General features: G+C 72.8%; 10 protein-coding genes. 3 read left to right on the top strand and 7 right to left on the bottom strand.

The window, feature by feature from the left end:
• Positions 1-81: 81 nt before the first annotated feature.
• From L1785_RS00540 to L1785_RS00565, 6 genes are all read right to left on the bottom strand, one after another.
• Positions 82-780 carry a ThuA domain-containing protein gene (locus tag L1785_RS00540; protein WP_268914675.1) on the bottom strand — a complete coding sequence of 233 codons (699 nt, stop codon included), beginning with the start codon at positions 778-780 and terminating at the stop codon, positions 82-84.
• A gap of 71 nt (positions 781-851) precedes the next feature.
• On the bottom strand, positions 852-1,907 hold the full coding sequence (gene mgrA, locus L1785_RS00545; RefSeq protein ID WP_236087165.1) for an L-glyceraldehyde 3-phosphate reductase: 1,056 nt from the start codon (positions 1,905-1,907) through the stop codon (positions 852-854).
• Positions 1,908-1,967: 60 nt separating this feature from the next.
• Entirely contained in the window at positions 1,968-3,494 is a 1,527-nt protein-coding gene (locus L1785_RS00550; protein ID WP_236087166.1) for a UxaA family hydrolase, read from the bottom strand.
• 1 nt (position 3,495) lies between these two features.
• Positions 3,496-4,827 (bottom strand): ABC transporter substrate-binding protein, encoded by a 1,332-nt coding sequence (locus L1785_RS00555; RefSeq protein ID WP_236087167.1) that lies wholly within the window; start codon positions 4,825-4,827, stop codon positions 3,496-3,498.
• A 79-nt stretch (positions 4,828-4,906) separates the two neighbouring features.
• On the bottom strand, positions 4,907-5,854 hold the full coding sequence (locus L1785_RS00560; RefSeq protein WP_236087168.1) for a carbohydrate ABC transporter permease: 948 nt from the start codon (positions 5,852-5,854) through the stop codon (positions 4,907-4,909).
• Positions 5,847-6,791: a carbohydrate ABC transporter permease gene (locus L1785_RS00565; RefSeq protein WP_236087169.1), complete on the bottom strand. Its 945-nt coding sequence runs from the start codon at positions 6,789-6,791 to the stop codon at positions 5,847-5,849. Before L1785_RS00565 ends, L1785_RS00560 begins: the two co-directional genes overlap by 8 nt.
• Positions 6,792-6,950: 159 nt before the next feature.
• Between L1785_RS00565 and L1785_RS00570 the strand changes: the two genes are divergently transcribed.
• Genes L1785_RS00570 through L1785_RS00580 form a run of 3 tightly spaced genes read left to right on the top strand, consistent with a single transcriptional unit; the run spans position 6,951 to position 11,326 of the window.
• Positions 6,951-9,104 carry a DUF6807 family protein gene (locus tag L1785_RS00570; RefSeq protein ID WP_308113217.1) on the top strand — a complete coding sequence of 718 codons (2,154 nt, stop codon included), beginning with the start codon at positions 6,951-6,953 and terminating at the stop codon, positions 9,102-9,104.
• Positions 9,101-10,240 (top strand): Gfo/Idh/MocA family protein, encoded by a 1,140-nt coding sequence (locus tag L1785_RS00575; protein WP_236087170.1) that lies wholly within the window; start codon positions 9,101-9,103, stop codon positions 10,238-10,240. The genes L1785_RS00570 and L1785_RS00575 overlap by 4 nt, the downstream gene beginning before the upstream one ends.
• A 48-nt stretch (positions 10,241-10,288) precedes the next feature.
• Positions 10,289-11,326, top strand: coding sequence for an AEC family transporter (locus L1785_RS00580; protein WP_236087171.1), 1,038 nt, complete (start codon positions 10,289-10,291; stop codon positions 11,324-11,326).
• 1 nt (position 11,327) lies between these two features.
• On the opposite strand, the gene L1785_RS00585 is transcribed toward L1785_RS00580, so the two are convergent.
• The gene (locus tag L1785_RS00585) at positions 11,328-12,683 is read right to left on the bottom strand and encodes a Gfo/Idh/MocA family protein (protein WP_236087172.1); all 1,356 of its coding nucleotides are present in this window, start codon (positions 12,681-12,683) and stop codon (positions 11,328-11,330) included.
• Positions 12,684-12,782: the final 99 nt, after the last annotated feature.

Raw genomic sequence — 12,782 nt, forward strand, 5'->3', positions numbered from 1 at the left:
TGTGGTCTTGGGGGCCGCGGGCCCCCCCCACCCCGGGCCCCCACCCCGGGGGTGGGGGGCCCCGGGTGGGGGGGTCGACCGTCAGGCGAGCAGCCAGGCCGCGGCCCGGCGCAGGAGCTCCCGGTGGGTCGGGGACTCGAACGATCGCACCCCGTGCCCCAGCGCGCTGTAGACGGTCCGCCCGCCGTGGGCCTCCTGGACCCACAGCACCGGGTGCGCGGCTCCGCCGTCGTCCGCGACCGTGCCCAGGACCTGCGCCGACCCCGCGACGTTCAGGAAGCAGTACCGCTCGTCGAAGGCCTCGACGACCGCCAGGCCGTCCGTGATCGCGTGCCCGGGAGCGAGGCGGAACGTCGCGTCGCCGATCGGCGGGTGCATCGACGTACCCGGGACCCAGCGCCCGCCGAGCACGTCCTCCCAGGCCGGCGCGTCGGCGAACGTGTTCGCCGCCTGGTGCAGCGCGAGCACGGCGCCGCCCGCTCGCGCCCACGCGGCAAGGCGCTCGTGGAAGGCTCGCCACTCGTCGTCGGAGCCGTCGAAACCTGGGTCCGGGCGCCCGGTGCCGGAGTTGACGACGAGGAGGTCCGCGGCGTCGAGGTCGTCGAGCGCGTCGCGCCACGTGGACCGCACCTGGACGACGGCGTCCGGGTCGCCTCCGGCGCCCGGCTCGCCCAGGATCCGGGCCAGCAGGTGTGAGGTCGCGGCGTGGTCGTGCCAGGGATCCTCGTACCGGCCGCGGCCGGCGAGGACGAGGATGCGCTTCGTCGTCACGCGCCACATCCTGCCACCCGGCCCTGCCCCCGTGAGCGCGGGCACAGCCCGCACTCGACGAGGGTGAGGCTCGGCCGGGCTCAGGAGACGGGCTGCGCCAGCGGCTCGATCGCCGCGATCTCGTCCGCGCTGAGCGGCGCGGCCCCCAGGGCTGCGACGTTGTCCTCGAGCTGCTTGACCGACGACGCCCCGATGAGGGCCGAGGTGACGCGCTCGTCGCGGAGCACCCAGGCGAGCGCGAGCTGCGCGAGCGTCTGACCGCGGCCCGACGCGATCTCGTTCAGCGCCCGCGCCCGGTCGAGATAGTCCTCCGTGAGGTTGCCCGACGAGAGGAACGGCGAGTCGGGGCGCGCCGCGCGAGAGCCGACGGGCGCCTCGCCCGAGAGGTAGCGGCCGGTGAGGAGGCCCTGCTGCAGCGGCGAGAAGACGATCGTGCCGACGCCGAGGTCGCCGACGACGTCGAGCAGGGACTCGGACTGCCGGCCGTCGTAGGCGTCGACGTGCTCCGGGTTCTCCACGTGCCGGTTGAACATCGAGTACGACGGCTGGTGGATCAGCAGCGGCACGCCGAGGTCGGCGAGGATGCGCGCCGCGTCACGGGTGCGGGCCGGGGAGTAGTTCGACACGCCGACGTACAGGGCCTTGCCCGCGCGGACGGCCTGCGCGAGCGCACCCATCGTCTCCTCGAGGGGCGTCGAGGGGTCCGGGCGGTGGTGGTAGAAGATGTCGACGTAGTCCAGGCCCATGCGGGTGAGCGACTGGTCCAGGCTCGACAGCAGGTACTTGCGCGAGCCGTGGTCGCCGTACGGGCCGGGCCACATGTCGTAGCCGGCCTTGGTGGAGATGATCAGCTCGTCGCGGTACGGGGCGAGGTCGGCGGCCAGGTGACGGCCGAAGTTCGCCTCCGCGGACCCGTACGACGGGCCGTAGTTGTTCGCGAGGTCGAAGTGCGTCACGCCGAGGTCGAACGCGCGGCGCAGGATCGCGCGCTGCGTGTCGAACGGGTTGGTGTCGCCGAAGTTGTGCCACAGGCCGAGCGACAGCGCCGGCAGGTCCAGGCCGGAGCGACCCGTGCGGCGGTAGGTCATGGAGTCGTACCGGGCGTCGTCGGCCAGGTAGCGCGGTGCGAGAGGCATGGGCCTATCTTGCCCCGCGGCACCCGGACGCCGGTCGCGCGCCCGGATGCCGACCGTGGACTACGTCACCGTCCCCAGCTGCCACGGGACGAACTCCTCGCCGCCGATGTCGAGGTCCTCGCTCGCGGTGAGCTCGCCCGACGCCACCGCGAGGATCCTGTCGAAGATCTCGCGGCCCACCTCCTCAAGGGTCGCCTTCCCTGTGACGATGCGGCCGCAGTCGATGTCGATGTCGTCGCCCATGCGCTCGAACAGCTCGGTGTTCGTGCCGAGCTTGATCGACGGCGTGGGCTTGCACCCGAACACCGACCCGCGTCCCGTGGTGAAGCAGACGACGTTCGCCCCGCCGGCGACGATGCCTGTCACGGACACCGGGTCGTAGCCGGGCGTGTCCATGAACACGAACCCGCGCCGGGTGATCGGCTCGGCGTACTCGTAGACGGCGGCGAGGTCGGCCTGGCCACCCTTGGCGACGGCACCGAGCGACTTCTCCAGGATGGTCGTGAGTCCGCCGGCCTTGTTACCGGGCGACGGGTTGTTGTCGAGCGACCCGCCTCCCGCGGCGGCATACCGCTTCCACCACTCGAGGCGGTCGAGCAGCCGCTCGCCCACCTCCGGGGTGACGGCCCGGCGGGTCAGGAGGTGCTCGGCGCCGAAGACCTCGGGCGTCTCCGCCAGGACGGACGTACCGCCGTAGGAGACGAGGCGGTCCGACGCCCAGCCGAGCGCCGGGTTGGCCGTGATGCCGGAGTACCCGTCGGAGCCGCCGCAGTTGAGCCCGAGGACCAGCTCGGCGACGTCGCAGTCCTCGCGCTGCCAGCGCTCCTCGATCTCGGGCAGCATCTCGCGCACCGCCTCGACCCCGGCTCGCACCGTGGCCCGGATGCCGCCCGTGTCCTGGATCGTCAGCGTCTTCACCACGGTGTCGGGGCCGACGTCGGCGCCGCCCAGGATCGTGTCGAGCTGGATCATCTCGCAGCCCAGCCCGAGCACCAGCAGCCCCGCCACGTTGGGGTGGGCGGCGTACCCCCGCAGGGTCCGCAGCAGCACCTGCCCGCCCTCGCTCGAAGGGACGAGCCCGCACCCGGACTGGTGGGTGAGCGCGACGACGCCGTCGACGTCGTCGTACTGGTCCATGGCGAAGCCGCGGAACTGGTCCGCGATCATCTTGGCCGTGGACGCCGAGCAGTTCACCGACGTCAGGATCGCCACATAGTTGCGCGTGCCGACCTTGCCGCCGGCCCGGCGGTAGCCTCGGAACGTGGGGCGCGGCCCGGGCGGTGGCGTGAGCGGGTGGTGCACGGTGGCGAGCTCGGCCTCCCGCCGCCCCTCCTCGAACCCGAGGTTGTGCGCGTGGACGTGATCGCCGGGCGCGATGTCCCGGGTCGCCACGCCGATCACCTGGCCGTACTTCAGCACGTTCTCCCTCGCGGCCACGGGTAGGAGGGCCACCTTGTGGCCGCGCGGGACGTCGTCGCGCACGACGACGACCCCCGCCCCGGGAGAAGAGACCTCCTCTCCCGGGGCGAGGTCGCGCGTTGCGACGGCGACGTGGTCGCCGTCACGGAGCACGAGGACGTCGCTCATGTCAGCCGATCGCCGCTTCCACCTCGGTCAGGAACTGCTCGGCTGCCTGGTCGGGCGTCAGGCGCTGGAACAGGACCTCGGTGTTGAGGCGCTCCGTGATCTCTGCCACGTCGCCGGAGCCGTTCGGCGGCACCGGGGGCGAGTCCACGACGTCGCCCGCGATCTCGGCCATGAAGTCCGCGACCAGCGTGTTGGGCGCGTCGAGGTCGCCGAGGATGCCCTCCCGGATCTCGGTGTTCGCGGGCAGGCCGCGGTCGGTGAGCATGATCTTGGCCGCCTCGGGGCTGTTCAGGAGGTAGTCGACGAACTTCGCCGACGCCTGCGGGTACTCGGACGTCGCCGACACCGAGTAGAACATGGCCGGCTTCAGGTACATGCCGGTGCGCTCGCCGTCCGACTCGCCCGGGAGCCGCAGGAGCTGGAGCTCACGGCCGGACGCCTTCGTCAGCGCCCCGAGCTGGTTGCTCCACCAGATGCCCATGGCGCCGGTGTTGGTGCCGAGGAGCGAGCCCTCGGGTCCGGCGTCCTGGACCTCCATGGTGCGGGCGGCGTCGGGCTCGCCGCCGCCGGCCTGCAGGTCCAGCGACACCTGGAAGAAGTCGGCCACGGTCTCGGCCGAGACCCCGAGCTCGCCGTCCTCCGTGTAGAGGGACTCACCGCGCTGGCGCGCGATGACGTTGAGGCCGGCCTCGTTGAAGCCGTAGTCCTGCGTGCCGTACACCCCCTCGGGCGCCTTGGCCGAGATCTCGTTCGCGATCTCGACGTAGTCGTCCCAGGTCCAGGTCTCGTCGTCGGGGAGCTCCACGCCCGCCTCGGAGAAGATCTGCGGGTCCACGACGACGGCGTACGCGTTGACGCCGGTCGGGATGCCGAACTGGCCGTCGGCCGTCTGGCCGGCCGCCAGGATCGACTCGTCGATCGTGGACGTGTCGATGTCGAGGCCGGACAGGTCCGCGAGCACGCCGCGCGAGGCGTAGTCGGAGATGTAGCGCTCTTCCTGCGTGATCACGTCGGGCGCGTCGGCCGCCGCGACCGACGTCGCGAGCTTGTCCCAGTAGCCGCCCCAGTCGGTGAAGTCGGGCACCACTGTGATGTCGGGGTTCTCGGCCTCGAACGCGTCGATGATCGCCTGAGTCGCCGTGTGGCGGCTGTCGGAGCCCCACCACGAGAAGCGGATCTCGCAGGGGCACTCCTCGGTCGGGGGCGCCGATGACTCTTCAGTGCCCGGGCCCAGTCCGGAGTCGCCGCCGGCACAGGCTGCCAGGGCGAGGGCCGCGACGGTCACGCCTGCCGCGGCGGCGGCGCGACGTGCGCGGGTGCTTGTCGTTCGCATGATGCTCCTTCAGGTGCGTGACGAAACGTCGTCGTCTGGTCGTGCGGATGAGGTGCTTGTCGTGCGTCGTTGGTGCCGGTTACTTGATCCCCGTCGTCGCGATGCCCTTCACCAGGTACTTCTGTCCGAACAGGAAGACGAGGAAGACCGGGATCAGGGACACGATCGACATGGCGAACAGCGACCCCCACGACGTCTCGCCCGTGCTGTCGCGGAACGCGGCGAGCGCGACCGGGACGGTGTACATGTCGGGACGCGTGAGGAAGATGAGCTGGCTGAAGAAGTCGTTCCACGTCCAGATGAACGTGAAGATCGCGGTGGTTGCGAGCGCCGGCAGCGCCAGCGGCAGCATGATCCGCAGGTAGATGGCGACGTGGCCGCAGCCGTCGAGCCGTGCCGCCTCGTCCAGCTCCTTGGGGATGCCCCGGAAGAACTGGACCATCAGGAAGATGAAGAACGCGTCGGTGGCGAGGAACTTCGGCACGATCAGCGGCAGGAACGTGTTGATCCACTGCAGCTCGGAGAACAGCACGTACTGCGGCACGATCACCACGTGGATCGGCAGCATGATCGACATGAGCATGATGGCGAACCACAGGTTCCGGCCGCGGAACTCCAGCCGGGCGAACGCGTAGGCCGCCATGGAGCACGCCACGAGGTTGCCGATCACGGAGCCGAGGACCACGAGCGCCGAGTTCAGCAGGTACGTGCTGAACGGGTTCACCAGCGCGTTCCAGCCGTCGGTGTAGTTGCTCAGGTCGATCTCGGTCGGGATCAGGCCCGGCTCGCGGAAGATCAGCTCGGACGGCTTGAGCGAGCTCGCCAGCATCCACAGGAGCGGGTAGAGCATGATCAGCCCGAACGCGATGAGCAGGATGTGCCGGAACAGGCCCGTGACGGCGGCCCGGCGTCGGGCCCGGCGCTGTCGCGCCGAGGGTTCGGGGAGGCCCCCCGCGGCCTGGGCGAGCCTCGCGCGGAGGCGGGTGCCGTCGTCGGGCAGCCTGGTGGCTGTGGTGAGCTCAGTCATCGTAGAAGACCCAGTACTTGGAGGCGAGGAAGTTGACGGCGGTCATGCCGCCGATGATGAGGAGCAGGAACCAGGCCATCGCCGACGCGTAACCCATGTCGAGCGAACCGAAGCCCTTGAGGTAGAGGTAGAGGGTGTAGAACATCGTCGAGTCGGCCGGGCCACCGGTGCCGCCGCTGACGACGTACGCCTGCGTGAACGACTGGAAGCTGCCGATGATCTGCAGCACCAGGTTGAAGAAGACGATGGGCGAGAGCAGCGGGATCGTGATCGTGACGAACTTCCGCACCCTGCCCGCACCGTCGATCGAGGCGGCCTCGTAGTACATCTGCGGGATCTGGCGCAGGCCGGCGAGGAAGATCACCATGGGCGAGCCGAACGTCCAGACGTTCAGGACCACCAGGGTGCCGAGCGCGTAGTCGGGGTGCGAGACCCAGCCCTGGCCCTCGATCCCGAAGACGGCCAGGAACTGGTTGAGCAGCCCGTCCGCGCCGAAGACCTGGCGCCAGAGGATCGCGACCGCGACGCTTCCGCCGAGCAGCGACGGCAGGTAGTACACGGACCTGTAGAACGGGAGGGCGCGGAGGCCCTTGTCGAGCACCAGCGCCAGGGCCAGCGACAGTGCCAGCTGGATCGGTACCGACACCAGGACGTAGGTGAACGTGACCTGCAGCGCGTTGAGGAACCGCGGGTCCGCGAACATCCGGGTGTAGTTCTCGGGGCCGATCCACTCGGGCGGCGTCAGCAGGTCGTAGTCGGTGAACGACAGGTACAGCGACGCCACCATGGGGCCGGCGGTGATCAGGATCAGGCCGGCGAACCACGGGGCGAGGAACAGTGCCGCTGCGCGGCCGTCTCCCCGGCTCACGGCGCGTGATCGCCGCCGCTCGCGGCGGGCGGGGACGCCTGCCCGCCTGGGGATGTCGGTGGTGCTCATGTACCGCCCTCTCGGATCGTCGTCGATCCCCGGCTCCCTGTCTTCCACGGTCCCGTCCGCGCGCTGCGCTTCCTTGGGCCGTACCTGACCGAGAAACCGGTTCCTGCGCAGGAACGTATCACACGAGGAACCGGTTTCCTATGGTGTACCGTCGGCAATGTGAAGCCCGGTGCACGGCGCCCAGTCGCCACGATCGCCGACGTTGCGACGGCGGCCGGGGTGTCGCGCGCAACCGTCTCGCGAGTTATGAACGGCCGCAGCACGGTCGACCCCGAGATCTCGGCCCGCGTGCGGGAAGCGGCAGCCGGCCTCAGTTATCGCCCCAGCAACGTGGCGCGCAACCTGGCGCTCGGCCGCACCACCACGGTCGCCGTCGTGGTGCCCGACCTCGGCAACCCCGTGTTCCAGCAGATCCTGCGCGGGGTCGCCTCGGCCGCGGCGGAGGACGGCTACCGCGTGCTGGTCGCCGAGACCGCCGAGGACGAGAGCCAGGAGGCGGCGATCGCGCTCGAGGCGCGGCTGCGCTGCGACGCGCTCGTCCTCGTCTCGCCCCGCATGCCCGACGCCGAGCTCGCCAGGCTCGTGGGCGAGGCCGAGCCGCTCGTCCTCGTCAACCGCGAGATCGGGGCGGTGGCCGAGGGCGCCCCCGTCGCACCCTGCCTCGTGGTCGACTACGCGGACGCGACCTTGCAGGTGGTGTCCCACCTGGTGGGTCTGGGCCATCGCCGGGTCGCGTACCTCGCCGGCCCACGGGCGAGCGCGTCGGACGGGCAGCGCCGCGCCGGGCTCGCCCGGGCGCAGGAGCTGCACCCGGACCTGCGGCTCGAGGTGCTGCCCGCCGGACCCGACATCGCGGCCGGGCACGCGGTCACCCCCGCGGTGCTGGCGGGCCGGTTCACCGCGGCCGTCGCGTACAACGACCTGGTCGCGTTCGGCCTGCTCGCCGGGCTCAACGAGGCGGGCGTGGCCGTCCCGGGCGACATCTCGGTGGCGGGCTTCGACGACATCGACCTGGCCCGCTACGCCACGCCCGCACTGACGACCGCGGCGGTGCCGCAGACGGACCTGGGGCGGCACGCGTGGCGCGAGCTGCACGCCGTGATCACCGAGGGGGCGGAGCCCGCGGTCACCGCCCGCTTCGCCGCGCGCCTCCAGGTCCGGGCGAGCACGGGCCCCCTGCCACGCCGGCCCGAACGCGTGCACCTCGCCGACGACGGCCGCGACGCCGACACGGCGCCCGCGCCCGCGCCTACGCCCACCACCGTGGGCTCGAGAACTTCCGGCACCGGTGCCGGGAGCACCACCGACATCCAGCCCACAGCGACGGGAGGGCCCGTGGACGACAGCGTTGCCGCCACGGCACGAACAGCTCAGGACAGGACAGACCAGGACCAGACCGAGGGGTCGAGAGCCGGCGGCGCCGGTGCGCCCGTCTGGGCGGCCGACGGCGACGCGATGGTGCTGCGCGCCGGACCCGAGGGCGCGCCGCTGGCCCGCCGGGAGCCGGGCGACCGGGTCCCGCGCATCCACTCGCCGCGCCCGTACCTGCACCCCGTGCACACCCTCGCCGGGGTGGCCCTGACCGACGCCGGCCCGGTGGACCACCGCCACCACTACGGCGTGAGCATCGCCCTGCCGGACGTGAACGGCACGAGCCACTGGGGCGGCCGCACGTTCCTGCGCGACGTCGGACCCACCCTGCTCGAGAACCACGGCACCCAGGTCGCGACCGCGCTGCGCGTCGCGCCCGACGACACGGCGACCCTCGTCGAGGACGTCCTGTGGAGCGACGAGCAGGGCACCCCGCAGCTCACCGAGGAGCGCCGCCTCCGGGGCAAGCTCCTGCCGGACGTGCTGCCCGATCTTGCGCCCGACGCCCTGTGGGTCCTGAGCTGGGACAGCACGCTCCACGCCTCCCACGGTGCGCTCGAGATCCGCTCCCCCGCCACCAACGGGCGCCCGGGCGCCGGGTACGGCGGCCTCTTCTGGCGCCTCCCGGCCGCTGACCGGACCCGCGTGCTGAGTGCGGCGGGCGAGGGCGAGTCGGCCGCCCACGGCAGCTCGTCGCCCTGGGTGGCGTTCACGCAGCAGCACGCGGCGGGCCCCGCCACGCTGGTCCTGGCGCAGCCGGGTGTGGTGCTGCCATGGTTCCTGCGATCGGCGGAGTATCCCGGCGCCTGCCCCGCGCTCGCCTGGGACGCGCCGCTCTTCGTCCCGGACGGCGGCAGCGTCCAGATCCGGCTCGTCGCCGCGCTGGTCGACGCCGAGCTGACGCTCGACCAGGCCGCCACCGTGGCCGAGGCCCTGCGATGAGCGGGACCACGCCCGCCCGGGTCGCCGTGGTCGGCATCCACGGACACGGCGCGTCCCACGTGCGGGCCGTCGACGAGCTCGAGGAGCAGGGCACGGCCCGGCTGAGCGCCGTCGTCGACCCGCGGGAACCCGGGCCTGACGGGCCCGACGCGCCCTGGTTCCCCACGCTCGGCGACCTGCTGACCGCGCAGGACGAGGACGCGCGGCCCGACGTCGTCGTGCTCGCCACGCCGATCCACACGCACCTGCCGCTCGCGCGGGCCGCGATGGAGGCCGGCGTCGACGTGCTCCTCGAGAAGCCCACCGCGACGTCGCTCGCCGAGCACGCCGAGCTGATCGCCGTCGCCGAGCGGACGGGCCGGCGCTGCCAGGTGGGGTTCCAGACGTTCGGTTCGCACGCCCTGCCCGCCGCCGCCGATCTCGTCGCACGCGGCGAGATCGGCGAGGTGCTCGGCGTGGGCGCCGTCGGCACGTGGGTGCGGACGGCCGGGTACTGGGCGCGCGCGCCCTGGGCCGGACACCGTCGCCTCGACGGTCGCGCCGTCGTGGACGGCGTGGTGACCAACCCGCTGGCTCACGCCGTCGCGACCGCGCTGCGCATCGGCGGCGCCCGCACCACCGACGACGTCGCCTACGTGGACGTGGACCTCTGGCGCGCCAACCCCATCGAGGCCGACGACACGTCGGCCGTGCGCGTGGTCGGCACGGACGGGACCCGGTACGGGTTCGGGCTCACGCTCTGCGCCTCGGACCGGACGCCCGCGCGCGTGCTCGTGCTCGGCACCGAGGGCGAGCTGGAGCTCGAGTACGAGCACGACGTGCTCCGGCTCCGCACGCCCCGCGTCGTGGCCGAGAAGGCCTACATCCGCACATCCCTGCTCGAGGACCTGCTCGCAGCCCGTCTCGACCCCGAGCGGGAGATCCTGTGCGACGTGCGCGAGACCGGCGCCTTCATGCGCGTCCTCGACGCGGTGCGGACCGCGACCGACCCCTCACCCATCGGGGCGGACCACGTCGAGTGGCTCGGCGAGGGCGACGACCGGCACCCCGTGGTGCGCGACGTGGCCCAGTGGTGCGAACGCGTCGCGCGCGAGCAGCGGACGTTCTCCGAGCTGGGCGCTCCCTGGACGACCTGAGCGCGGACGCCACGGCCGGTGCCGGCACGGCCGTGGCAGGGTGAGCCCGTGACCGCCGTGCTCCTCGCCCTGGGCTCGATGGGGGCCGTCGTCGGTCTCGGCTGGCTCACGCAGGCACGCCGGCTGCTGCCGTCGCAGGCGCGGGAGGTCCTCGCCGCCGTGTCGTTCACGATCGCGGCGCCGTGCCTGCTGTTCGTCACCCTGGCCAGGACGGACCTGGCCACGGTGGTCTCGCGCCCGGCGCTGGTGACCTGGGGTACGACGGCGGCGCTCGCCCTGGTCCTCGCCGCCACCGCCCGCTGGGCTCTCCGGCTGCCGCCGGGTGCGGCGGTCATGACCACCCTCGCCGGGTCGTACGTGAACGCCGGGAACCTCGGCATCCCGCTCGCGGTGTACCTGTTCGGCGACGCCCTCGCGGTGGTCCCGTCGCTGCTGATCCAGCTCCTCGTGCTGGCGCCGCTCGCGTTCGCGGTGCTGGACCGCACGACGGTGGACCGGGCGGCGGTGCCCGGTCGGCGCCGCGGCGGGGCCGCCCTCGCTGCCCTGCGCAACCCCGTCACGCTCGGCACGCTCGCGGGCGTGGTCGCGTCGCTCGCCGGATCCGCGCTCGGTCACCGCATCGCCGAGCCCGTGCTCGCACCGTTCGAGCTGCTCGGCGCGGCCGCGCCGCCGCTCGCGCTGCTGACGTTCGGCATGACGCTCGCACTGCCACGGCCGGGTGACGCGGGCGGCGACCATGCCGGCGCCGGCCGCACCGGCGCGGGTCGCACCGGCGCCGACCACACCGAGGAGGGCGGCGCCGCTGTCGTGCCGCCCGGGCGCGAACGGTGGGCCGTCCTCCTGGCGGTGCTGGCGCGCAACGTGGTGCACCCGCTGGCCGCCTGGGCCGTGGGGCGAGCGGTCGGTCTCGAGGCCTCCGCTCTCGCCGTCGTGGTCACGATGGCCGCCCTGCCGACCGCGCAGAACGTCGTCGTCTACGCGACGCGGTACCGCTGCTTCGAGGGTCCGGTCAGCCGCGCCTGCCTGGCCACGACGGCGGCGTGCGTCCCGGTGCTGCTGGTGATCGGCGCGCTGCTGCCCGCGTGACTCAGGAGAAGGGAACTCCAATGCCCAGGTCGTCGAGCGCGACCGGCTCGCCCGTGGCCAGCGACCGGTTGCCCGCGTAGCCCACCGACGAGGCGCGGACGCCGTCGAGGTAGCCGGCGGCGCGGCCCAGCGGGTCGTCGGCGGGCGTGCCGGTGAACACGTCGCGCAGGAGGAAGGCGTCGCCCCCGCCGTGCCCGCCGATGCCCTTGCCGATGGGCCACTCGCGGGCCCGCTCCCAGTGCCGCTGCACCACGAGCCGCTCGCCGAACGGCCGCGGGTCGCCCGCCCAGGCGTCCGGCGTCGCGCTCGGGTCGATGACGGCGGTGCCCTGCTCGCCGAACGCGACCGACCCGCGCTCCACGACCTCCAGCTCGGCGCGCCCCCGGGTGCCCGTGACGACCACGCGGTAGCCCTCGAACGGCGAGTGCGCCACGAGCGAGTAGGTGAGCACGGCGCCCTTCTCGTACTCGACGACCAGCGCCAGGGTGTCCTCGAGCTCGATGTCCGGGTCGAAGACCGAGCGGTTGCGCCGGTAGCCGTCCACCGCCTGGGCCTCCGGTCCGTAGAGCGCGTTCAGGTACGGGTTCTGGGCGAGGTCGAGCGCCCAGGGATCGATGCCCGCCGCCCGCAGCTCCCGCTCGGTGTCGTTGGGCTCGTACGTGGCGTGCGCGGCGTCGTCGCCGTAGAACCGTCGGCCGCCGGCGGCGAACACGCGGCGCGGCACGAGGCCGGTCCACCAGTTCACCAGGTCGAAGTGGTGGCTCGACTTGTGCACGAGCAGGCCGCCGCTCACGTCCTTCTCGCGGTGCCAGCGGCGGAAGTAGTCGGCGCCGTGCACCGTGTCGAGCGCCCAGTCGAAGTGGACGGCCAGCACGTCGCCGATCTCGCCCCTGCTGATGACCTCGCGCAGGGCAGCGTTCCGCGGTGAGTAGCGGTAGTTGAACGTCATCGCGACGTCCCGGCCGGTCTCCCGCACCGCGTCGACGATCTGGCGCGCCTGCTCCGCGGTCGCCGCGAGCGGCTTCTCCACCACGACGTCGGCGCCGGCGCGCAGGGCGCGGGACACCAGGTCGGCGTGGGTGCGGTCGGGGGACGTGACGATCACGCGGTCGACCCGCTCGTTCTCGATCGCCTTCTCGAGGTCCTCCGGCGCGTACAGCGGGCGGGTGCCGCCGACGGCGGTCGAGACCCGCGCCTCGTGGACCGCCGCCCGCACCGGGTTGGGCTCGACCCACGCGACGATCTCGCCGTCCTCCACGTGTGCGCTGATCAGAGCGTTCACGTACATGCCCGCGCGGTGGCCGGTGCCGAGAATTGCGTAGCGCCGTCGTTCCCTGGGGGTCGCGGGGTCGGTCATGTGCGCGGGTCTCCTTCGTCGTCGTCGACTCGGCTGCTGCGAGGCGGCCGCACCAACGACACTACACACGGGGAGCGCCGCCCGGGAAGCGCTTCCCGC

The sequence above is a fragment of the Antribacter soli genome (assembly GCF_021568775.1).
Taxonomy (GTDB): domain Bacteria; phylum Actinomycetota; class Actinomycetes; order Actinomycetales; family Cellulomonadaceae; genus Antribacter; species Antribacter soli.

Bases quoted from the DNA above. Each gene is read 5' to 3' on its own strand.
- L1785_RS00540 (WP_268914675.1), bottom strand. From the start codon at position 780: ATGTGGCGCGTGACGACGAAGCGCATCCTCGTCCTCGCCGGCCGCGGC.
- mgrA (WP_236087165.1), bottom strand. From the start codon at position 1,907: ATGCCTCTCGCACCGCGCTACCTGGCCGACGACGCCCGGTACGACTCC.
- L1785_RS00550 (WP_236087166.1), bottom strand. From the start codon at position 3,494: ATGAGCGACGTCCTCGTGCTCCGTGACGGCGACCACGTCGCCGTCGCA.
- L1785_RS00555 (WP_236087167.1), bottom strand. From the start codon at position 4,827: ATGCGAACGACAAGCACCCGCGCACGTCGCGCCGCCGCCGCGGCAGGC.
- L1785_RS00560 (WP_236087168.1), bottom strand. From the start codon at position 5,854: ATGACTGAGCTCACCACAGCCACCAGGCTGCCCGACGACGGCACCCGC.
- L1785_RS00565 (WP_236087169.1), bottom strand. From the start codon at position 6,791: ATGAGCACCACCGACATCCCCAGGCGGGCAGGCGTCCCCGCCCGCCGC.
- L1785_RS00575 (WP_236087170.1), top strand. From the start codon at position 9,101: ATGAGCGGGACCACGCCCGCCCGGGTCGCCGTGGTCGGCATCCACGGA.
- L1785_RS00585 (WP_236087172.1), bottom strand. From the start codon at position 12,683: ATGACCGACCCCGCGACCCCCAGGGAACGACGGCGCTACGCAATTCTC.